21 protein-coding genes are annotated in these 22,044 nt (G+C 61.9%); 12 read left to right on the top strand and 9 right to left on the bottom strand.

What is annotated here, in order from left to right; genetic code table 11:
• Positions 1 to 38 precede the first annotated feature (38 nt).
• The 10 genes from ABQX22_RS01430 (at position 39) to ABQX22_RS01475 (ending at position 11,005) form a co-directional block, all read left to right on the top strand.
• Positions 39 to 524, top strand: coding sequence for an LEA type 2 family protein (locus ABQX22_RS01430; RefSeq protein ID WP_349795746.1), 486 nt, complete (start codon positions 39 to 41; stop codon positions 522 to 524).
• A 4-nt stretch (positions 525 to 528) separates the two neighbouring features.
• Positions 529 to 741: an SEC-C metal-binding domain-containing protein gene (locus tag ABQX22_RS01435; protein ID WP_349795748.1), complete on the top strand. Its 213-nt coding sequence runs from the start codon at positions 529 to 531 to the stop codon at positions 739 to 741.
• 187 nt (positions 742 to 928) lie between these two features.
• The gene (locus ABQX22_RS01440) at positions 929 to 3,412 is read left to right on the top strand and encodes a penicillin acylase family protein (protein ID WP_349795750.1); all 2,484 of its coding nucleotides are present in this window, start codon (positions 929 to 931) and stop codon (positions 3,410 to 3,412) included.
• A gap of 256 nt (positions 3,413 to 3,668) precedes the next feature.
• Entirely contained in the window at positions 3,669 to 4,703 is a 1,035-nt protein-coding gene (locus ABQX22_RS01445) for a ligase-associated DNA damage response exonuclease (protein ID WP_349795752.1), read from the top strand.
• Positions 4,700 to 6,415 carry an ATP-dependent DNA ligase gene (locus ABQX22_RS01450; protein WP_349795754.1) on the top strand — a complete coding sequence of 572 codons (1,716 nt, stop codon included), beginning with the start codon at positions 4,700 to 4,702 and terminating at the stop codon, positions 6,413 to 6,415. Before ABQX22_RS01445 ends, ABQX22_RS01450 begins: the two co-directional genes overlap by 4 nt.
• A gap of 361 nt (positions 6,416 to 6,776) precedes the next feature.
• Positions 6,777 to 7,559 carry a transporter substrate-binding domain-containing protein gene (locus ABQX22_RS01455; protein WP_349795756.1) on the top strand — a complete coding sequence of 261 codons (783 nt, stop codon included), beginning with the start codon at positions 6,777 to 6,779 and terminating at the stop codon, positions 7,557 to 7,559.
• Positions 7,560 to 7,635: 76 nt separating this feature from the next.
• On the top strand, positions 7,636 to 8,364 hold the full coding sequence (locus ABQX22_RS01460) for an ABC transporter permease (protein ID WP_349795758.1): 729 nt from the start codon (positions 7,636 to 7,638) through the stop codon (positions 8,362 to 8,364).
• A complete protein-coding gene (locus ABQX22_RS01465) occupies positions 8,361 to 9,071 on the top strand; it encodes an ABC transporter permease (RefSeq protein ID WP_349795760.1) in 711 nt (236 codons plus the stop codon). The genes ABQX22_RS01460 and ABQX22_RS01465 overlap by 4 nt, the downstream gene beginning before the upstream one ends.
• A gap of 38 nt (positions 9,072 to 9,109) precedes the next feature.
• Complete coding sequence (locus tag ABQX22_RS01470) at positions 9,110 to 10,228, top strand: succinylglutamate desuccinylase/aspartoacylase family protein (RefSeq protein WP_349795762.1); 1,119 nt, start codon at positions 9,110 to 9,112, stop codon at positions 10,226 to 10,228.
• Positions 10,229 to 10,240: 12 nt separating this feature from the next.
• Positions 10,241 to 11,005, top strand: coding sequence for an ABC transporter ATP-binding protein (locus ABQX22_RS01475; protein ID WP_349795764.1), 765 nt, complete (start codon positions 10,241 to 10,243; stop codon positions 11,003 to 11,005).
• 13 nt (positions 11,006 to 11,018) lie between these two features.
• Here ABQX22_RS01475 and ABQX22_RS01480 read toward each other — a convergent pair whose 3' ends face one another.
• Together ABQX22_RS01480 and ABQX22_RS01485 are read right to left on the bottom strand one after the other, a co-directional pair.
• Positions 11,019 to 11,930 (bottom strand): LysR family transcriptional regulator, encoded by a 912-nt coding sequence (locus tag ABQX22_RS01480; RefSeq protein WP_349795766.1) that lies wholly within the window; start codon positions 11,928 to 11,930, stop codon positions 11,019 to 11,021.
• Positions 11,931 to 12,169: 239 nt separating this feature from the next.
• Positions 12,170 to 12,952, bottom strand: coding sequence for a class I SAM-dependent methyltransferase (locus ABQX22_RS01485; RefSeq protein ID WP_349795768.1), 783 nt, complete (start codon positions 12,950 to 12,952; stop codon positions 12,170 to 12,172).
• Between the two features lie 98 nt (positions 12,953 to 13,050).
• Here ABQX22_RS01485 and ABQX22_RS01490 point away from each other — a divergent pair, with 98 nt between their 5' ends.
• Complete coding sequence (locus ABQX22_RS01490; protein ID WP_349795770.1) at positions 13,051 to 13,680, top strand: hypothetical protein; 630 nt, start codon at positions 13,051 to 13,053, stop codon at positions 13,678 to 13,680.
• A gap of 207 nt (positions 13,681 to 13,887) precedes the next feature.
• On the opposite strand, the gene ABQX22_RS01495 is transcribed toward ABQX22_RS01490, so the two are convergent.
• From ABQX22_RS01495 to ppc, 7 genes are all read right to left on the bottom strand, one after another.
• Positions 13,888 to 14,586 (bottom strand): extensin-like domain-containing protein, encoded by a 699-nt coding sequence (locus ABQX22_RS01495; protein WP_349795772.1) that lies wholly within the window; start codon positions 14,584 to 14,586, stop codon positions 13,888 to 13,890.
• Positions 14,587 to 14,588: 2 nt separating this feature from the next.
• Positions 14,589 to 15,422: an isocitrate lyase/PEP mutase family protein gene (locus ABQX22_RS01500; protein ID WP_349795774.1), complete on the bottom strand. Its 834-nt coding sequence runs from the start codon at positions 15,420 to 15,422 to the stop codon at positions 14,589 to 14,591.
• 85 nt (positions 15,423 to 15,507) lie between these two features.
• Complete coding sequence (locus ABQX22_RS01505) at positions 15,508 to 16,377, bottom strand: DUF72 domain-containing protein (RefSeq protein WP_349795776.1); 870 nt, start codon at positions 16,375 to 16,377, stop codon at positions 15,508 to 15,510.
• Positions 16,374 to 16,661 (bottom strand): hypothetical protein, encoded by a 288-nt coding sequence (locus ABQX22_RS01510; protein ID WP_349795778.1) that lies wholly within the window; start codon positions 16,659 to 16,661, stop codon positions 16,374 to 16,376. The genes ABQX22_RS01505 and ABQX22_RS01510 overlap by 4 nt, the downstream gene beginning before the upstream one ends.
• 273 nt (positions 16,662 to 16,934) lie before the next feature.
• The gene (tsaB, locus tag ABQX22_RS01515; protein ID WP_349795780.1) at positions 16,935 to 17,609 is read right to left on the bottom strand and encodes a tRNA (adenosine(37)-N6)-threonylcarbamoyltransferase complex dimerization subunit type 1 TsaB; all 675 of its coding nucleotides are present in this window, start codon (positions 17,607 to 17,609) and stop codon (positions 16,935 to 16,937) included.
• A gap of 90 nt (positions 17,610 to 17,699) precedes the next feature.
• Positions 17,700 to 18,347 (bottom strand): adenylate kinase, encoded by a 648-nt coding sequence (gene adk / locus ABQX22_RS01520; RefSeq protein WP_349795782.1) that lies wholly within the window; start codon positions 18,345 to 18,347, stop codon positions 17,700 to 17,702.
• Positions 18,348 to 18,630: 283 nt separating this feature from the next.
• Positions 18,631 to 21,267 carry a phosphoenolpyruvate carboxylase gene (gene ppc / locus ABQX22_RS01525; RefSeq protein ID WP_349795784.1) on the bottom strand — a complete coding sequence of 879 codons (2,637 nt, stop codon included), beginning with the start codon at positions 21,265 to 21,267 and terminating at the stop codon, positions 18,631 to 18,633.
• 210 nt (positions 21,268 to 21,477) lie between these two features.
• On the opposite strand from ppc, the gene ABQX22_RS01530 reads away from it, so the two are divergent.
• Positions 21,478 to 21,822, top strand: a complete 345-nt coding sequence (locus ABQX22_RS01530; RefSeq protein WP_349795786.1) for a hypothetical protein — start codon at positions 21,478 to 21,480, stop codon at positions 21,820 to 21,822.
• Positions 21,823 to 22,044: the final 222 nt, after the last annotated feature.

The following is a 22,044-nucleotide window of genomic DNA, read 5'->3' on the forward strand; positions in this document are numbered from 1 at the left end:
GTCCATTGCTAGACTCAAGCCCGACAGGGAGTAAATGAATGTTTTCTCAGGCACGCGTTTTACAAGTGCTCGGCCTGGCGATGCTGCTGGGTTTGACCGGGTGCTCGACCTGGATCACCGGGAGTTACCAGGACCCTGACGTTCGACTGATGAAAGTCGACGTGGTCAAGGCCAAACTGCTGCGCCAGGACTTCAAGCTGCGCTTTCGCGTCGATAACCCCAATGACTCGGGCGTATTGGTGCGCGGCCTGCGTTACAAGATCCTGCTCAATGACATCCTGCTGAGCGAAGGCGAGTACAGCGACTGGTTCGTCGTCAAGGCCCATAGCCATCGAAACTTCTCGGTGCCGGTGCGCACCAACCTGTGGGAGCACCTCAAGGACATCTCGAAAATGCTCGGCAATGCCAAAGAGCCTATTCGTTACCGACTGGAAGGCAAGCTCAAGACCGGATTTTTATTCGGACATAGCGTGCGTCTTGGCCGCAACGGCGAGATAATCCCCGCCGATTTAATTCCGGAGTAACCCGATGAACCAGCAAGCCCACGTGCACGGTCCTGATTGCGACCATGACCACGATCACGCCCATGAACATCATCATCACGATCACGGCCATGTCCACGGCCCGAACTGCAATCACGAACCTCAGGAGCCCGTGCGCAACGCGCTGAAGGACGTAGGCCGCAACGACCCATGCCCTTGCGGCAGCGAGAAGAAATTCAAGAAATGCCACGGCGCCTGATCCCCGCCCGCATTGCCAACGGCCTGTGAATCAGGCCGTTTTTTTGCGCTTCGTTTCACCAGGTGGACTTTTCCCACCCTCCCCGCTCGACATTTCCCGAAATAAACTCCTGCTGCCTGCTTGCGTGCCGCCTGCCCGCTCACTAACGTAGCGCCTTTCGTACGCCTTCCCCCGCAGGAGCTTCAACATGGCCTCGCCAGCCCTTTTATGTGTCAAAAACCGGTTCGGCGTCGCCGCAGCCATGACGGGGCTTTTGAGCCTTGCCGGTTGCCAGTTGAATGGGGGTGACAGCAGCACGCTTGCGCCCACCAGCGGCGTGTTCGCCATCAAGGGGCTTGCGCAGAACGTCTCGGTGCGACGCAACAATCAGGGCATGCCGCTGATTGAGAGCAACACCTTCCACGACGCGCTGTTCACCCTCGGTTATGTGCACGCCACCGACCGCATCAGCCAAATGGTGCAGATGCGCTTGCTGGCCCAGGGTCGTCTGTCGGAGATCGCAGGCCCCGGCGCCCTCGATCTGGACCGCATGATGCGCGCGGCCAACCTCAAGCAGAATGCTGGCGAGCTGTACGCCGCCTCGTCGCCGCGTCTCAAGCGCTTCTTTGAAGTCTATGCGCGCGGGGTCAACGCCTACCTGTTCCGCTACCGCGACAAACTGCCGGCCGACCTGACCGACGCGGGCTACAAACCGGAATACTGGAAGCCTGAGGATTCGGCGCTGATCTTCAGCCTGCTGAACTTCAGCCTGTCGGTGAACCTGCAGGAAGAAATTTCCTCGCTGGTGCTGGCGCAGAAGGTCGGTGCCGACAAACTGGCCTGGCTGCTGCCGACCTACCCGGACGAAGAACTGCCCGTCGCCGAAGCCGAAAAGCTCGCCGGGCTGAACCTCGGCACGCAACTGCCGGGCCTCTCCGATCTGGACAAGGCAGCGCTGCAGCTGTCCGACCTCAACCTGCTGGGCGTGGCCGCTTCGAACAACTGGGTCGTCGCGCCACCGCGCGCGCGGGCCGGCAAAAGTCTGCTGGCCACCGACAGTCAACTGCCGACCACCTTGCCATCGCTGTGGAATGTCGTGCAGATCCGCGCGCCGAAGTATCAGGCTGCCGGGGTGACCGTGGCCGGTCTGCCGCTGGTCCTGTCGGGTTTCAACGGCAAGCTGGCGTGGGGCATGGGCCCGGCACTGGGCGACAACCAGGACCTGTTCCTGGAAAAGATTAAACGCGAAAACAATCGCCTGATGTACATGGCTGACGGCAAATGGCTGGCCGCTGCCGCCCATGAGGAAACCTATTTCGTCAAAGGTCAGCGCCCGGTGCGTGAAGCGGCCTATGCCACCCGCCACGGCGCCCTGCTCAACGGCAGTGCTGCGCAGGCAGGCGCGGGGCTGGGCGTGGTGCTGCAGACCCCGGACGCCAAAGACGACAAGACACTCGATGCCCTGTTTGACCTGACCCGCGCTCAAAGCGTGGAGCGTGCGTTCGACACCACCCGCGAGGTCCGAGCGATCACGCTGAATATGGTGTTCGCCGATGCATCCGACGTTGGCTGGCAGGTCACCGGTAAATACCCGAACCGCCGTGAAGGCCTGGGCTTGATGCCGTCGCCGGGTTGGGACAGCCGTTTCGACTGGGACGGGTTCGCCGACGCGATGCTGCATCCCTACGATCAGGCCCCGCAATCGGGCTGGATCGGTAACGCCAACAACCGCACGGTGCCCAAGGGTTACGGCATGCAGCTGTCCAATTCATGGGATTACCCTGAACGTGCCGAGCGCATGGCAGCATTGGCTAACAGCGGCAAGCAAGACAGCCGCAGCACCATCGCCATGCAATACGACCAGACCACAACATTTGCAGCCAAGCTGAAGAAGATGTTCGAGGCGCCTGGCATGTCCCAGCCGCTGAAGAAGGCCATCGATGCCCTGCCCGCGCCAGAGCGAGACAAAGCCCGGGAGGCTTACACCCGGCTGATGGCATTCGACGGCAAACTGTCGCCGACGTCGTCCGATGCCGCGGTGTACGAGCTGTTCCTGCAAGAAAGCGCCAGGCAGATTTTCCTCGATGAGCTGGGGCCGGAAAGCAGCCTGGCGTGGAAAGCACTGGTGCAGGATGCCGAACTGTCCTACTCGGCACAGGCCGATCACCTGCTGGGGCGTGAGGACAGTCCGTATTGGGATGACGTAAAAACCCCGCAGAAGGAAGACAAACCGGCCATTCTGGCGCGCAGTCTGGCAGCGGCGATCACTTCCGGCGACAGCCTGTTGGGCGCCGACCACAAGGCGTGGCAGTGGGGCAAACTGCACCGTTACAGCTGGACCAGCCAAAGCGCGCAGTTGGCCGCAGCACTGGGCGGCAGCAAAGCCGAAGTGGTCAAGGGCCCTGTGGCAGCGGGCGGCGATCACACCACGCTGAACGCGTCGGGCTATCGCTGGGGTCAGGACTTCGACGCCGTGCAGGCTACGACCTTGCGCCTCATCGTCGACTTCTCGCAGCAGGAGCCGATGATGAGCCAGAACGGCGCAGGCCAATCCGGCAACCCCGCCAGCCCGAATTATGCCGATGGCATCGAGCCTTGGCTGAAGGGCCAGTACCTGTCGATCCCGATGCAGCCGCAGAACTTCGAGAAGGTGTATGGCAAAGCGCGGTTGACGTTGACGCCCGGGAAGTAAAGCCACCGATGAGCGTACGCACGTTCATCGATTCCTGTAGGAGCGCGCTTGCCCGCGATCAGGGTGTGTCAGAAACGATGATGGTGACTGACACAACGCCTTCGCGGGCAAGGGCGCTCCTACAAAGAGCAATCCACGTAGGCATGCTCATCACGAGCAAGCGCCCTCCCACAGCGCGATCATCAGATGTTGAAAAGGGGAACGATCACCCGCCCCTCCCGCTCATAACTGACAAGCCCCTCCATCTGGTTATCCCATGGATCTTGTCGTCGCCCGCCCCGAAGGTTTGTACTGCCCACCCGGTGATTTCTATATCGACCCGTGGCGTCCGGTGGAACGCGCGGTCATCACCCACGGCCATGGCGATCACGCGCACACCGGCAACAAACACTACCTGGCCGCAGCACCCGGGGAAGGCATCCTGCGTTCGCGACTGGGTCAGGACATCAACCTGCAAACCCTTGAATACGGCGAAAGCATCACCCACCACGGCGTGAAGCTGAGCCTGCACCCGGCCGGTCACGTCCTGGGCTCGGCTCAGGTGCGTCTGGAATACGAAGGCGAAGTCTGGGTGGCGTCCGGCGATTACAAAGTCGAACCAGATGGCACGTGCGCGCCGTTTGAGCCGGTGCGTTGCCACACGTTCATCACCGAATCCACCTTCGGCCTGCCGATTTACCGTTGGCAGCCGCAGTCTGAAATCTTCACCGGCATCAACGACTGGTGGCGCGCCAACGCCGCCGTGGGCAAGGCCAGCGTGCTGTTCGCCTACTCCTTCGGCAAGGCGCAACGCATCCTGCACGGCATCGACCCCAGCATCGGCCCGATTCTGGTCCATGGCGCGGTGGAACCGCTGAACCGCGTCTACCGCGCAGCCGGCATTCGCATCCCCGAAACGCAATACGCCGGCGACTTCAAAAAGACCGACCCGGTACTGCGTCAGGCATTGATCATTGCGCCGCCCTCCGCTGGCGGCAGCACGTGGATGCGGCGCTTCGGCGAATTCAGCGATGCGTTCGCCAGCGGCTGGATGATGCTGCGCGGCCCGCGACGTCGGCGCGGTGTGGACCGGGGTTTTGTCCTGTCCGATCACGCCGACTGGCCCGGGCTGTTGTGGGCGATTGAAAACACCGGCGCAGAGCGGGTGATGGTGACCCATGGCTCAGTAGCGATTCTGGTGCGTTATCTGCGAGAATTAGGCCTCGACGCGCAAGGCTTCACTACCGAATACGGCGCTGAGGAAGACGAGACCCCCGTCACGCCCGAACCTGCCGACGAGGCCCAGGCATGAAGGCGTTCGCTGAGCTGTATTCGATGCTAGATGCCACGACGTCAAGCAACGCCAAACTGGCGGCCATGCAGCAGTATTTTGCCGCTGCAGCGCCGGAAGATGCGGCGTGGGCGGTGTACTTTCTGTCCGGCGGTCGGCCTCGGCAACTGGTGCCGACTCGCCTGCTCAGGGAACAGGCGATCACCTTGTCGGCGCTCCCGGAATGGTTGTTCGAGGAAAGTTATCAGGCGGTGGGCGACATCGCCGAAACGCTGTCGCTGCTGTTGCCCGAGGCCGAACACAGTTCTGACGAAGGCCTGGCAACGTGGATGGAAAACAAACTGCTGCCCTTGCGCGGCCTGCCACCGGAAGAGTTGATGGCGCGGCTGCCGATGTTCTGGGCGCAGCTGGATCGCCTCAGCCTGATGGTGTGCCTGAAGCTGATCACCGGCAGTTTCCGGGTTGGCGTGTCAAAGTTGCTGGTGACGCGCGCCCTCGCCGCGCTGGCCGATATCGACAGCAAACGCGTCGCGCAGCGGCTGGTGGGTTACACCGACTTGTCTCATCGGCCCAGTGCCGAGGGCTACCTGAAACTGATCGCCGCCGAATCCGCCGACGAACACGCGCAACGGGGCGGCCAGCCGTATCCGTTCTTTCTCGCCCACGCCTTGCAGCAGCCGGTGGATCAGTTCGAGACCCTGCTCGGGCCGGCGGAGAACTGGCAAGTGGAATGGAAGTGGGACGGCATCCGCGCGCAGATCGTCAAGCGTGAAGGCCGCCTGTGGATCTGGTCCCGGGGCGAAGAGCTGGTCACCGAACGCTTCCCCGAACTGCACAGCCTGACCCAGTGCCTGCCGGACGGCACGGTGATCGACGGCGAGATCGTGGTGTGGAAAGCGCCGGTGATCGAGGCCGAAAATGCCGAAGGGTTCGCCCTCGAATCCCTGGCCCCCGGCACACCCGATGTCGCGTCCCCATCGGTTCAGCCCTTCGCTTTGCTGCAACAGCGCATCGGCCGCAAGACCCTGGGCAAGAAGATTCTCGAAGACGTGCCGGTGGTGATCCTCGCCTACGACCTGCTGGAATGGCAGGAGCATGACTGGCGCAGCCGCCCGCAACATGAGCGCCGCGCGCAACTGGAAACCCTGATTCACACCTGCCAGAGCCCGGTGCTGCTGCCCTCCCCGGTGCTCAGCGGCAAGGACTGGCTGGACCTGGGCAAACAGCGCGAGGCATCACGTAGCCTCGGCGTTGAAGGCATGATGCTCAAGGCCCGGGACTCCATGTACGGCGTGGGGCGTACCAAGGACATGGGTGTCTGGTGGAAGTGGAAAGTCGACCCCTTCAGCGTCGACGCGGTGTTGATTTATGCCCAGCGCGGTCATGGTCGGCGCGCCAGCCTGTACAGCGACTACACCTTCGCCGTGTGGGACGGCCCCGAAGAGGCCAGCGAACGGACCCTCGTGCCCTTCGCCAAGGCGTATTCCGGCCTGACCGATGAGGAAATGCGCAAAGTCGATGCAATCATTCGCAAGACCACCGTCGAGAAATTCGGCCCGGTGCGCAGTGTCACGCCGACGCTGGTGTTTGAGCTGGGCTTTGAAGGCATCGCCCTGTCCAAACGGCATAAAAGCGGGATTGCGGTGCGGTTTCCGCGGATGCTTCGGTGGCGGCAGGACAAGCCGGTGGCCGAAGCCGACAGCCTGGCGACGTTGCAGGACTTGCTAAGCTGAGCACCGTTTTGGGGCGCTCATGTTCGAGCGCACCAGTTTGGTCGGAGTAGGAGCGCGCTTGCCCGCGATGGCATTTGTTCACCCACCATTAGGCCAACCTGTTACACCGCAATCGCGGGCAAGCGCGCTCCTACAGAGTGAGAAAAGGCGTCGCTGCCCCAATGTAGATACTCTCCCTGCATTTGACGGCGCCCAAAATGCGCAAAAGATGGCGCAAAGTCATCATTGCGACAACGGCGTACATTTAAAACGCACGTTTGTATCTTTGGTTCGGAAATTGCTGTCTATTTGCCGTCTGGCACTCGCCGGTAGCAAGCCTTCGCGTGTTCCCAACGCTCAATTTGGTTTTAAGGACTGAACGATGAAAAAAGCATGGCTGACCCTTTCTGCACTCGCCATCTGTCTGGCCGCTGGTAATGCAATGGCCAAGGAATACAAGGAGCTGCGTTTTGGCGTCGATCCTTCCTACGCACCTTTTGAATCGAAAGCCGCTGACGGCAGCCTGGTAGGCTTCGACATCGATCTGGGCAACGCGATCTGTGCTGAGCTGAAGGTCAAGTGCAAGTGGGTCGAGAGCGATTTCGACGGCATGATCCCTGGCCTGAAAGCCAACAAGTTCGACGGCGTTATCTCCTCGATGACCGTCACCGAGGCCCGTTCGAAGGTCATCGACTTCTCAAACGAACTGTTCTCCGGCCCGACGTCGCTGGTGTTCAAGAAAGGCGCTGGCTTCACTGAAGACCCGGCCTCGCTCAAAGGCAAAACCGTCGGCTACGAGCAAGGCACCATCCAGGAAGCCTACGCCAAGGCCGTGCTGGACAAGGCAGGCGTGAAAACCCAGGCCTACGCTAACCAGGATCAGGTTTACGCCGACCTGGTATCGGGCCGTCTCGACGCCTCCGTTCAAGACATGCTGCAAGCTGAGCTGGGCTTCCTGAAGTCGCCACAAGGCGCCGGCTACGAAGTCAGCAAGCCCATCGACAGCCCACTGCTGCCGGCCAAAACCGCCATCGGTATCTCCAAAGGTAACAAAGACCTGAAAGCGCTTTTGGACAAAGGTATCAAAGCGTTACACGACGACGGCAAATACGCCGAGATCCAGAAAAAGCACTTCGGCGATCTGAATCTGTACAGCGGTAAATAAGAAAACAAACGCCCGTTGATTTCAGCGAGAATGCCCCCGCTGACAACGGGCGTTTTATTGACTGTATAGGTTGCACATGTTCGAAACCCTCCTGCAAAACCTGGGACTGTCAGCATTCAGCTTGAAAGGCTTCGGCCCGCTGTTGCTCGAAGGCACCTGGATGACCATCAAACTCTCCCTGATGTCGCTGCTGGTGAGCATCGTGCTCGGCCTGCTCGGCGCCAGTGCCAAACTCTCCAAATCCGCCCTCCTGCGAGTACCCGCTCAGGTCTACACGACCCTGATTCGTGGCGTGCCCGATCTGGTGCTGATGCTGTTGATCTTCTACAGCCTGCAAACCTGGCTGAGTACCCTGACCGACGCGATGGAATGGGACTACATCGAAATCGATCCTTTCAGCGCGGGCGTCATCACCCTGGGTTTCATTTACGGCGCGTACTTCACCGAAACCTTCCGTGGCGCAATCCTCGCGGTGCCCCGTGGTCAGGTCGAAGCCTGCACCGCTTACGGCTTGTCCCGCAGCCAGCGTTTTCGCTACGTGGTGTTCCCGCAGATGATGCGTTTCGCGCTCCCCGGGATCGGTAACAACTGGCAAGTGGTGCTCAAGGCCACGGCTCTGGTGTCGATCATCGGCCTGGCCGATCTGGTGAAAGCGGCGCAGGACGCCGGCAAAAGCACGTATCAACTGTTCTACTTTCTGGTGCTCGCGGCGCTGATCTACCTGTTGATCACCAGTGCATCCAACTTCGCACTGCGCTGGGCTGAACGGCGTTACGCAGCGGGCAGCCGGGAGGCGCAACGATGATTGAGTTGCTTCAGGAATACTGGCGCGCGTTTCTGTACACCGACGGCCAGAACATCACCGGTCTGGCCATGACGATGTGGTTGCTGAGCGCGTCCATCGCCATTGGCTTCATCGTCTCGATTCCGCTGTCCATTGCCCGCGTGTCGCGCAACCCCGCCGTGCGCTGGCCGGTGCAGTTCTACACTTACCTGTTCCGCGGGACGCCGCTGTATATCCAGCTGCTGATTTGCTACACCGGCATTTACAGCATCGCTGCTGTGCGTGAGCAGCCCATGCTCGGCGCGTTCTTTCGCGATGCCATGAACTGCACCATCCTCGCCTTCGCCATGAACACCTGCGCCTACACCACCGAGATTTTTGCCGGCGCGATCCGCAGCATGAATCACGGCGAAGTCGAAGCGGCCAAGGCGTACGGTCTGACAGGCTGGAAGCTGTATGCCTACGTCATCATGCCGTCGGCCCTGCGTCGCTCGCTGCCGTATTACAGCAACGAAGTGATTCTGATGCTGCACTCGACCACCGTAGCCTTCACCGCCACGGTGCCCGACATCCTGAAAGTAGCGCGCGACGCCAACTCGGCGACCTTCCTGACGTTCCAGTCGTTTGGCATCGCGGCGCTGATCTACCTGGCGATTACCTTCATTCTGGTCGGCCTGTTCCGACTCGCAGAGCGCCGCTGGCTGGCGTTTCTCGGCCCCTCTCACTAAGGCGGCGTCTCACCGGCGCGCCTCACCAGGACTTTTCAATGCGACACCAGACCCATGATTTGCTGGCGCCGGTGCCAGGCACGGCGCGGCAGATTCACAGTTTTCACTACGGCCCGGAAAACGGCGCCTGCAAAATCTACATCCAGGCGTCCCTGCACGCCGATGAGTTGCCCGGCATGCTGGTGGCCTGGTACCTCAAGCAGCGGCTGGCCGAGCTGGAAAATGCCGGTCAACTGCTGGGTGAAATCGTGGTGGTCCCGGTGGCCAACCCCATTGGCCTGGAACAGGTGCTGATGGACATCCCGTTGGGTCGATACGACCTGGAGAGCGGGCAGAACTTCAACCGCTGGTTCGTCGATTTGAGCCAGCAGGTGGGCGATGAAATCGAATCGTCACTGACCGACCACAACGCGCACAACGTGCAGTTGATCCGCACGACGTTACTCGCCGCGCTCAACGCCCGCGTCCCCGCGACCCAGCTGGAATCCCAGCGCCTGACGCTGCAGCGCCTGGCCTGTGACGCCGATATGGTGCTGGACCTGCATTGCGATTTCGAAGCGGTGGAACATCTCTACACCACGCCCGAAGCCTGGCCGCAGGTCGAGGCGCTGTCGCGCTATCTGGGTTCCCAGGCGAGCCTGCTGGCGACCGACTCCGGCGGCCAGTCTTTCGACGAGTGCTTCACGCTGGTGTGGTGGCAGTTGCAGCAGCGCTTCACCGGCCGCTTCGATCTGCCGCTGGGCAGCTTTTCAGTGACCCTGGAGTTGCGCGGCCAGGGCGACGTCAATCACGCACTTGGCAGCCGCGACAGTCAGGCGATCATCAGTTACCTGATGCACTACGGCGCCATTGCCGGCGAACCCGAGGATCAACCGCAACTGTTGTACCCGGCCACGCCACTGGCGGCGGTCGAACCGGTTGCCACGCCGGCCGGCGGCCTGCTGGTATTTTGCGCCCAGCCGGGCGAGCACGTTGAAGCGGGGCAGTTGCTCGCCGAGGTCATCGACCCGATCAGCGATGCGGTCACGCCTATTCACGCGCTCAACCCCGGCCTGATGTACGCTCGCTCCCTGCGCCGCATGGCCACGGCCGGTATGGTCGTTGCCCATATCGCCGGTGTCGAGGCCTACCGCAGCGGCTACCTACTTTCACCTTAAGGATTGCCAGTCATGTACAAACTGACCATCGACGGCCTGCATAAAAGCTACGGCGACCATCAGGTGCTCAAGGGCGTGTCGCTCAAGGCCAACGTGGGCGACGTGATCTGCCTGATCGGCGCCAGTGGCTCGGGCAAGAGTACGTTCCTGCGCTGCATCAACTTTCTCGAACAACCCAACGACGGCGCCATGAGCCTGGATGGCCAGCAAGTGCGCATGGTCAGCGATGTCGGTGGCATGCGCGTGGCGGACCCGGCCGAGTTGCAACGCATCCGCACGCGGCTGGCGATGGTGTTCCAGCACTTCAATCTGTGGAGCCACATGACGGTGCTGGAAAACATCACCATGGCCCCGCGCCGGGTGCTGGGGGTGTCCAAGGTCGAAGCCGAGGCGCGCGCCCGCAAGTACCTGGACAAGGTCGGCCTGCCGGCACGTGTCGCGGATCAATACCCGGCGTTTCTGTCCGGGGGCCAGCAGCAGCGTGTCGCCATCGCCCGCGCCCTGGCGATGGAACCGGAAATCATGCTGTTCGACGAGCCCACCTCAGCCCTCGACCCGGAGTTGGTGGGTGAAGTACTGAAAGTGATTCAAGGGCTGGCTGAAGAAGGCCGGACCATGATCCTGGTGACCCACGAAATGGGTTTCGCGCGCAAAGTGGCCAATCAAGTGGTGTTCCTGCACCAGGGCCAGGTCGAGGAAATGGGCCACCCGGACGAAGTGCTAGGCAATCCGAAGAGCGAACGGTTGCAGCAATTCCTGAGCGGGAACCTGAAGTAACCCGCCGCTGTATTTAGCTGAAATTCTCCTGCACCTGACCCGATCTCTCAAACCACTGGGTCAGGTAGTCGGCGACGACTTGCGTTCTGCGCGGCAACTGCCCCTCGAACGGATGCACCAGAAACAGCGACGAGGTGGGTGTCTGGTAATCGCGCAGCAGCGTGTACAGGCGCCCATCGGCGAGCTCTTCATGGATCATGCAGGACGGCAATCGGGCAATGCCTGACCCGTTCAGCACCGCCCGCTTCAACAGCCCACGGTGATTGCTGGCGAACATCCCCCTGACAGGGACCCGCTGCACTTCGTGATGCTGGTGATACACCCAGGATTCGCGACCGCCGAAATGGCGCTGAAGCAGACAGCGATGGGCCCGCAGCTCCTCGGGCGATTGCGGTGCGCCAAACCGCTCCACGTAGGCCGGGCTGGCGCAGGTCACGTCCTGCAGCGCCACCAGCGGCAGGGCCACCAGACGCTCGTCGATCCCGACGCTGGAGCGAATGCCCAGGTCAAACCCGTCGCGGCGCAAGTCCCTGAAATCGTCCGTGAGGTCCATTTCCACCTGCAGCTGCGGGTAGCTGTCCGCGAACCCCGCCAGCAGCCCCTCGAATAAACTTTCCCCCAGCCCCACCGGCACCGTGAGGCGTACGACGCCGGACACGCTGTCGCTCAGGTAAGCCATAGCGTCGCGCACCCGGTCCCGCTGCACCACCAGTGCACGCGCTTCGGGCAACAGAATGGCGCCGGCGGAGGTCAGCGTCAGGCTGCGGGTGGTGCGGTGTAACAGGCGCACGCCGTAGCTTTTTTCCAGCTTGCTGATGCGTTTGGACAGCTGGCTGGTGCTGGTGTCCAGCCATTGCGCGGCGAGGGTAAAACTGTTCGCTTGAACCAGCATCGCGAACGCGGCCAGATCATCCATTTCGCTCATGATTGCTTCCCTGTCGGCACCGTGGCCAAGAACGGGAAGATGGTAGTGGCCGAGCGTCGATCGGGAAACTATCCGAACGGGCTGCTCTTTTGATACCAGGAAGGGATGCCATATGGACCCCGTTGGAGCGAGGCTTGCCCGCGAAGGCGTTTTGCCAACTACGCATTCATCCACTGACACCCCCCATTCGCGAGCAAGCCTCGCTCCAACAAGGGCCCACGCACGGCAGCGCAATTGCCCTACGACTTCAACGCCTTCTTCGGGTAGATATCGTAGCGACTGGATTTGCCATCCAGTGCATAACCCGGTTTCGGGCCATCGATGCAGGGCGCTTTGCGCGGACGTTTGACCACAACGCGGTGGGTCGCCAGGGCCAACGCCGCTTCGAGCAACGCCGGCGCGTCGAGATCATCACCGACCAGGGGCCGGAACAGGCGCATTTCCTTCTTCACCAACGCGGTTTTCTCTCGGTGGGGAAACATCGGGTCGAGGTAGATCACCTGCGGCGGCTCCCCTTCCCAGGCGCGAATCAGCTCGATGGCATTGCCGGTCAACAGGCGCATCTGGCTGATGATCGACCCGACCTCCCGGTCCCGTCGTCCCCGGGCGAGGCCGTCTTCCAGCAGCGCGGCGATGATGGGCTGACGTTCGATCAGGCTCATCTCGCACCCCAGGCTCGCCAGCACGAACGCGTCCTTGCCCAGCCCCGCCGTTGCGTCGAGTACCCTGGGCCGCACGCCCGGCTGGATGCCCACGGCCTTGGCGATCATCTGGCCGCTGCCGCCACCGAACAAACGTCGATGGGCCACCGCGCCTTCGACGAAATCCACCCGCACCGCCCCCGGCGCCTCTTCACTCAACTGCTGCAATTGCAGGCCGGCCTCGGTCACCTGCAGGGCAAAATCGGCCTCGGCGTCGTCCAATGGCAACCCCAGGCGCTGCGCCCATTGCTCGGCCTGCGCCTGCCCGTCGACGCTCAGCGCCTGGACCCGAATGCGGCTGCCCGCTTGTTGCTCACTCATTGTGTCCACACGCCCAAATTTTCTTAATGATTGGCAACGACTGCCGATAACAAAAGTATCCGGCATTTTGCCAGAACCCACGGTATGTACTGAGCGCTATGTCAGACATTCAGCAATCATCCTCCCTAGGTTACTTGACGTACGTTGGCGACTACAGCGTACGCAATACCCAGACCTTGAGCGGCGTCACGCAGCTCTGGCAGGATGCATTCGCGCGGGCGATGGCGCAGGAGATCGACGACACCGCGGGCGAAGCCCCGGCGTTCCAGCTCCAAACGACGACGGACAGCACAACCGTTGAGCCTCTGGCTGGCGGGACAACACTGGACAAGATCGTCGACCAACGAGCGTTACCGGTGCAGGACACCGAGCGCAACCCGCCTGAACCGCTGTTTCTGCCGATCGCAGAATTGGAGTGGGACCTGGCTGACAAACCCGCCGCACCGTTCAGCGCCAGCGAGTTGATCGAGCAACAGCGCAACCTGGAATTCGACAGCAGCTGGGTGCGCCCTACCGTGCTGGCGCCGTATGACGACAGCGTCATACCCGGTCCCGGCCCTGAGCCACGCGCGCTGTTCCTGCCCATCGCCGAGCTGGAATGGGACCTGGCCGACAAGCCTGCCGAACCGTTCAGCGTGAGCGAAATGATCGAACAACAGCGCAATCTGGACTTCGACAACGGCTGGGCACGGCCGGTGGTGTTGCAGAATCTGCGCTTGGCGGCTTGATCTTCGGGAACCGCCCGCTCCATCTGACAAAACACTCGCCGCTGTAGGAGCCAACTTGTTGGCGAAGCGGCTTTAGAGTCACCCGCAGGATCGCTTCACTTGTAGGAGCGCGCTTGCCCGCGATTGCTTACTCTCAGCCAACATCTTCTGTTCTGACCCACCGCAATTCGCGGGCAAGCGCGCTCCTACAAAAACTACCTGCGCGACTCACCGACACACCCGCCATCCCCCCATATCCACGTGAAAGTGATTACGATGCGCCGCGTTGTAATCCGGGCTGAGCACGGTGTTGAAGTGTTTGCACGCCCCGTCCCGCACCAGCCTGAGAAAGCGCGCGTCATCGCCTTCAGTCTTCCAGTCCTTGAGCACCGAAACCCGCTGACCGTCCGCAAGCCGAAACCCCGCGATGTCCAGCGCATTGGCAGTCGCGTGCTGGCTGAGCCGCCCTTGCGCCCGTCCGTAGACATTGCGACAGGCGAAGCTGCCGAGATGATCGACCTGCGTCACCTTCTGCCCGAACACCTGCTGCGCCGCCGGTTGCAGCGCGTGAATATCAAACAGCGCATACGCCACCGCCAGCGGACAACTGGCGAGAAAACTGCTGCTGAGGGCCACATCACCCCCCTGAATCCGTAGCGTGTTGGTGAGCGGGCATTTGGCGTCGGCCGGGCTGTCGGCCTGATGACTGAAGCGCAGGGATGACGTGCGCAACGCCTGATCGCACAGCGCCGGATCGTCCCGAAGCCGCGCCAGTTTGTAGGTCGTCAGCAGATTCGGCGCGTCCCGCACATCCAGCGGCGCCCAGGGATTGAAGCGCGGCGGCACGTCCAGCCAGCCTCGCCACACCGAAACCGCCGCCGCCCCACAGGCCAACAGCAACAGCAGAAATACCCAAGAACCGCGCACCGTTAGCCTTTAAACAGCTTGTTCAGATGATCGAACGGCAGCGCATCCTGCGCGTAGCTGAACGTGCCTGCGGTGCGGATCTCTTCGGCAGCGCGGTAGAAACCGCCCCACGCCGCGCGAGCCAGTGACGAACCGACGCTGATGCGCTTGACCCCGCAATCGGCCAAGTCCGCCACGCTCAGCGTTACCCCGCCTAATCCCATCAACACGTTCACCGGTCTCGGCGCGACCGCACGCACGACGGCGATAACGTCTTCGCGGGTGCGCAGGCCTGGGGCGTATAGCACGTCTGCGCCTGCGTCAGCGTAGGCTTCCAGGCGTTTGATGGTGTCGTGCAGATCGGCGCGGCCGTGCAAAAGGTTTTCCGCACGGGCCGTGAGCATGAACGGGAATGGCAAGCTGCGAGCTGCTGCGACCGCCGCCTTGACCCGCGCGACCGCCAGTTCGAAGTCATAAATCGGTGCATCCGCCTGGCCGCTGGCATCCTCGATGGAGCCACCAACGATGCCGGTGGCGGCCGCTTTCAACAAGGTGTCTGCGCAACCTTGCGGCGTATCGGCGAAACAGTTCTCCAGGTCCGCCGCCACCGGCAGTGGGGTGGCGGACACAATGGTCGCAATATTGGCCAACGATTCATCGCGGTTTAGCGCCCCTTCAGCGTCCGCCCTTCCCAAGACAAACGCCAGCCCTGCACTGGTGGTGGCCAACGCCTGAAAACCCATGGCAGCGAGCATCTTTGCCGAACCCGCGTCCCACGGGTTGGGAATGACAAATGCCCCTTGACGCTCATGCAGGGCTTTAAAAGCGTGGGCGCGGAGAAGCTGTGACGGTTCCATGGGTTCGGCCTCTGAGGATCGGGATGGCACACAGTAGTGCACTTTCCTACACAGCAGTTCAGTGGGATACGTTGCCAATCGTTACTCAGAGCAGACCGAGCTGTTCGACCTGTGGCCCGCGATCCAGCTCGGGCAGCGCAGGCAGTCCGGGCAGCAGCGTCATCAGTTGCTGATGAAAACGTCGCGCCAGATCCGGTGCCTGGAGGTTGTCCGGGGTGTGCAGGAACACATAGGGCGTACGTCCTTCCTCGATCCAGCCCGCGACTTTTTGCGCCCACTGTTCGATGTAGCTGTCGTTGGCCTCAAGCTCAGGTCGGCCAATGAAGCGCACTTGCGGGAATTGGGTCAGGGCAGCAGGTCGGGGCGGGACTTTGGGTTTTTTCGACTGCGCGAGCAGCACGGCAGGCTCGGTGGAGAAGCAGCTGAACAGCGGACGGGAGTCCAGACAGATGCGCTCCACCCCACGGTCCAGCAGCAGGCGATTGAGGTATTTCTCGTCATCGCCTTTGTCGAAGAACGCCAGGTGGCGCACTTCCACCGCCAGCGGCCGCTCCAGCGCATCGATGAACGCCGCCAGTTCACCCAGGCGCGACGGCGTGAAGCTTGCCGACAGCTGCAGCCAGAGCGGGGCAATTCGCGGGCCCAGCGGCGCGAGCAATTGGACGAAGTTCTCCACCTCGACCAAATGATCGCGCAGGTCGCCACCGTGGCTGATGTCACGGGGAAACTTGGCCGTGAAGCGAAAGTGCTCGGGCATCACGTCAGCCCAGCGCTGCACCGTGCCCGGCGAAGGGCTGGCGTAAAACGTGGTGTTGCCTTCCACGGCGTTGAACACCTGGGCATACAGCGCGAGGAAATCGGTGGGGCGGGCATCTTCGGGGTACAGCGACTGGCGCCAGGCGTTTTCACTCCAGGACGGGCAACCGAGGTAGTAAGGCGGGTGGGCGGTGTTCAAACGTGCAGATCGAGTCCTGCGACCTCAAGGTCCCAGTCGCCAAACGTGGATGTCGTCAGGTAGCTGCTCAACGCGTAGGCCACTCGAGCACTCATGGCGCGGGGGAAGATGATGTCTTGCTGGCGGGCCGGTACGTTGGCCGTGGTGCCACCTCTACGGGACGACGGCTGCGCAACGACCTCGATAACACTGTCTTCTTCAAAGCTGGCGTCGACCTGCGCAGAACCTTTACGCGGTTTGCGTTTGACGGGGTACGACTGTTGGGAAGGACCAGTGATGCGCATCGATACTTACTCGGCGTCTCGTAGTGGCAATTTAATCTCACAGGCCAGCATTAAGCAAACCTGTGGACGTTAACTAGACCACACTTATTACCTAATGTTTAAAAACACGGGCAGAAAATGCGCTTTTATTGCCGAACGGTCGTGAAGCGTGTGACTTGGGTCGCATTAATGGCGTGTGTGCAGGTTGGAGCGAGGCTTGCCCGCGAAGTTTTTGCTGAGGTGAATGGATCAGAAGCTTCGCGGGCGAGCCTCACTCCGACACGCACACAGCGGTTATCGCGCTTTCGGGGTGGCCACTTTGTCCCGCAGATAAACCGGCTGGGCCTGGTCGGCGATGATCGCTTCGCCGCGCTGCCAGGCGAAGGTGGCCAACGTCAGCAAATCCTGTGCATGGGGCAGCATCTCGGCATCGGCGCCGGTCAGCGTCACGGGAATGCGCTCGGCATAACCCCATCCGGTGCCTGCGCCAAACCAGTCGCCGCCCATATCCGCCGGCAAGGCCGCCTGCTCCGGGGGCAGTACCGCTTCGCTGCCCGCCAGGCGCATTTCCCCGGCGGTCGCCTGATAGCAACCCCAGTAGACCTCGTCCATGCGCGCATCAATGGCGGCCGCCACCTGATGGGCGCCATGCTCGCGGTAGGCCCGCTGCGCCAGCATCGCCAGGTTGGAGACCGGCAGCACCGGACGGTCCAGACCGAACGCCAGGCCTTGCACCACGCCGATAGCGATCCGCACACCGGTGAAGGCACCCGGCCCGCGACCGAACGCGATCGCGTCCAGCGCCGACAGGCTGACACCCGCCTCGGCCAGCAGGTCTTTGATCATGGGCAAGAGGCGCTGAGCGTGCAGGCGCGGAATCACCTCGTAGTGAGTCAGCACCTTGCCGTCATGCAGCAAAGCGACTGAACAGGCTTCAGTGGCGGTATCCAGGGCCAGCAAGGTGCTCATCGGGGTTTCCAGGGTGTGTGCAAAAAAGTGCCGCATTATAAACAACTACGGCCCGCAAGCGGGCCGTCGTTCACTGCACCGATCGTGTGATCAGCTCAACGCTTCCAGCACCTTGGCGGTGATGGCTTCAACCGAGCCTACGCCTTCGATATGGCTGCACTTGGGCTTGCCATTCTTGGTTTCGAGCTTTTCGTAGAAATCCACCAGCGGCTTGGTCTGCGAGTGGTAGACCGACAGACGATGGCGCACGGTGGCTTCAACGTCGTCCTTGCGCTGCACCAGCGGCTCGCCGGTCACATCGTCCAGGCCTTCGGTTTTAGGCGGGTTGTAGATCACGTGATAGACACGGCCCGAGCCTTCATGGACACGACGGCCGGAAATACGTTGAACGATCTCTTCGTCGTCGACCTTGATTTCGACCACGTTGTCGATGGTCAGGCCGGCGGCCAGCAGTGCTTCGGCTTGAGGAATGGTGCGTGGAAAGCCGTCGAACAGTACGCCATTGGCGCAGTCGGGCTGCGACAGACGATCCTTGATCAGGCCGATGATCAGGTCATCGGAGACCAGGCCGCCGCTGTCCATGACACTCTTGGCTTTCAGGCCCAGGTCGGTGCCAGCCTTGACCGCTGCGCGCAGCATGTCGCCGGTGGAAATTTGCGGGATGCCGAATTTTTCGGTGATGAACTTTGCCTGAGTACCTTTACCGGCCCCGGGAGCTCCCAGCAGAATCACGCGCATTGTTGTGCTCCTCAATTTTTATAAAGATGTCGTCGGATTCGCCTCGTGGGGCCAATCTAAAAATAAGAAATACTGACCCAACGGCCAAAGGCTGATCAAGATACACAGCCGACACAGGTGGCACAAGCCGCCAAAAGTCGCAGTAACCCCAGATAAATCGGTAGCTTGCTGGCGTTTAGCAAGCCCTCGGGACACGGCGCAACCGGATGAGCAAGCGCCGTTTCCAATCCACCTCGCGCCAGGGCTACAGGCTCAGTGCCGCCCGAGCGCCGAGCGTTTTGCGTCAGCCTGTGTTGCGCAGCCCGGCGGCGATTCCCGCGACAGACACCAGCAGTGCCTGCGCAAGGGGGCCGTCCAGCGTCGCATCCTGTGCGCGAGAGCGCGCCAACAGCTCCACCTGCAATAGATGAAGAGGATCGAGGTAGGTGTTGCGCAGGCTGATGAATTCCAGGGTTTCGGGGCTGTGCGCCAGCAGTTGATCCTGACCGGTCAGCCCCAGCACCACTTTGCACGCCTGCGACAATAGGTCGCGCAGATGGGTACCCAAATGTTTCAGTCCCGGCTCAACCAGGCGTTCGTCATACAGCTGGGCGATATCGCTGTCCGCTTTGGCCAGGACCATCTCGAGCATGTCAATGCGGGTCCGGAAGAACGGCCACTGCTCGCGCATCTGCGCCAGCACCTCGCCTTGCCCGCGTTCCAGCGCCTTGCCCAATGCTGCTTCCCAGCCCAACCAGGCCGGCAACATCAAACGGGTCTGGGTCCAGGCGAAGATCCACGGGATCGCCCGCAGGCTTTCGACCCCGCCTTCACGGCGCTTGGCCGGACGACTGCCCAGCGGCAGACGACCCAGTTCCTGCTCCGGGGTGGCCTGGCGGAAGTATTCGACGAATTCAGGGTTTTCACGGACCACCGCGCGATAGGCCGCCACCCCGTCGCCCGCCAATTGATCCATCATCGTGCGCCACGCCGGCTCCGGCATCGGCGGCGGTAGCAGGGTCGCCTCCAGCACGGCGGCCAGGTACAGATTGAGGTTTTGCTCGGCGATGTCCGGCAGTCCGAACTTGAATCGGATCATCTCGCCCTGTTCCGTGGTGCGGAAACGCCCGGACACCGATCCCGGTGGCTGCGACAGAATGGCCGCGTGCGCCGGTCCGCCGCCGCGACCGACCGTACCGCCCCGGCCGTGAAACAGCAGCAACTCGACTTGCTGCTCGCGGCAGATCTCCACCAGTTTCTCCTGGGCCCGATACTGCGCCCAGGCCGCGGCCGTGGTGCCGGCATCCTTGGCCGAATCCGAATAACCGATCATCACTTCCTGCGGACCGTGCAGGCGCAGGCGGTAGCCCGGAAGGCTCAACAGGTGCTCGATCACGGGACCGGCGTTATCGAGGTCCGCGAGGGTTTCGAACAGCGGCACAACCCGCATCGGTCGCTGCAGGCCGGCCTCTTTCAACAGCAATTGCACCGTCAGCACATCCGACGCCGCGCCCGCCATGGAGATGATGTAGGAGCCCAGGGACGCCGCCGGTGCCGCGGCGACTTCGCGGCAGGTCGCCAGCACTTCGGCGGTGTCGGCAGCCGGTTTGAAATGGTCGGGCAACAGAGGCCGGCGATTGCTCAATTCACGCAGCAGAAAATCGATGCGCGCCTCTTCGTCCCAGTCCTCGTAACGGCCCAGGCCCAGGTAATCGGTGATTTCGGTCATCGCCGAACGGTGGCGGGTGGAGTCCTGGCGCACGTCCAGCTTCACCAGAAACAAACCGAAGGTTACGGCGCGTCGCAGGCAGTCGAGCAAAGGCCCGTCGGCAATCACGCCCATGCCGCATTCGTGCAGGGACTGGTAGCACACCTGCAGGGGCTCCAGCAGATCGCGATTGCTGTGCAGCACGCTGTCGGGCGCAGGTTGGGTCTCGGCGAGCGACGCATGGGCCCAGTTACGCGTGGCCCGCAGCCGTTCGCGTAGCTGTTTGAGCACTGCGCGATAGGGTTCGGCACTGTCGCCCGACAACGCGAGCAAGGCCGCGTTGCCCTGCTGCATGGACAGCTCGGCCGCCAGTTGATCGACGTCACGCAAATACAGGTCAGCGGCCATCCAGCGCGCCAACAGCAAGACCTCGCGAGTGACGGCGGCGGTGACGTTGGGGTTGCCATCGCGGTCGCCGCCCATCCACGACGCAAAGCGAATCGGCGCTGCCTCCAGCGGCAAGTGCAAGCCAGTGGCGGCGTGCAGCACTTTGTCGGCCTTGCGCAGGTAATTGGGGATGGCCTGCCAGAGGGAATTCTCGATGACGGCAAAGCCCCATTTCGCTTCATCAACCGGCGTGGGGCGGGTGCGGCGGATTTCTTCGGTGTGCCAGGCTTCGGCGATCAGCAACTGCAGGCGTTCGGTGATCTGCGCTCGCTCCTGGGTGTTGAGGTCACGGTGATCCAGCGCGGCCAGCTGGGCAGCGATGGCGTCGTATTTCTGGATCAGCGTGCGGCGCGCCACTTCGGTGGGGTGCGCGGTGAGGACCAGTTCGATTTGCAGCTTGCCGATTTGCCGGGCCAGGGCTTCAGGCGCGTGACCGGCCTGCTTGAGGCGGTCCAGCAGCTCGGGCAACACGCGAGATTCAAACGGCTGCGGTTGGCTGTCGTCGCGGCGATGGATGAGTTGATACTGCTCGGCGATGTTGGCCAGGTTCAGAAACTGGTTGAACGCCCGGGCCACCGGGAGCAATTCGTCCTGGCTCAGGCCTTCCAGGTTTGAGCTCAACTGCTCGGTGCTCTGCGTCGACCCGCGTCGCCCCGCCTTTGCGCTCTTGCGGATACGCTCGATCTTCTCGAGAAAATCAGCGCCGCGCTGATCGCGAATCGTGTTGCCCAACAGCTCACCCAGCAGGTGAACGTCCTCACGCAAACGTGCGTCGATATCAGCCATCTCGCCCTTCTCCTTAGCGTTTTTATTCGGGGACGGTTCAGCCTGAACGGGCTCGAAACTGAACGCGTGGGGAAAATCCCTCTCTATGTATGCGTATAGAGCGACATATTCATACAGCCACGCAACCCTTTGCCTACCGACTGCCGGGATACAGCTAGTCTCATCCATGCACCAGCACCCGCCATCACGCGGGTCCTTGAAGAGGTCAGTATGAAAATTCGCGAACTCGCAAATCATTGGGAACAGACGGCCAAAGGTCGCCTGACGAAGACCGGCTACGAGGTTCACCTGGATGTTGAGGCCGCAGCCAGGCTGGCCGCGATTGCCGAGATGTACCCCAAACGCGTTCCCGAGGAACTCCTGGGCGAGCTGATCGGCGCAGCACTGGAAGAACTGGAAGCGAGCTTCCCCTACGTCAAAGGGCAGCATGTCGTCGCCACAGACGAGGAAGGCGATCCGCTGTACGAAGACGTCGGCCCTACCCCTCGGTTTCTCGAATTGTCCAAGCGTTATCTGCAGGATTTGTCCGAGCAGCAGGACAGCCCGCAGCACTGATCACGACGTCGTTTTTTGTCACGCGATATCTCCACGCCAGCCCGATCCTTTGGGCTCGGCGTGTCTTTTCTTGTGTCAATTTCGCAGCGTCAAACTTACACCACGTAACAACATCGCGCACATTCAGGTGCAAAACGGCTGAACTATTCAAAAACTGCGAAGGTCGGAGCAGTTAGCCATGGCAGGAACATCCGACCGATGGTAGCGGCTCGCGGCCTCAGG

This window comes from Xanthomonas sp. WHRI 1810A, assembly GCF_040202885.1.
GTDB lineage: Bacteria > Pseudomonadota > Gammaproteobacteria > Pseudomonadales > Pseudomonadaceae > Aquipseudomonas.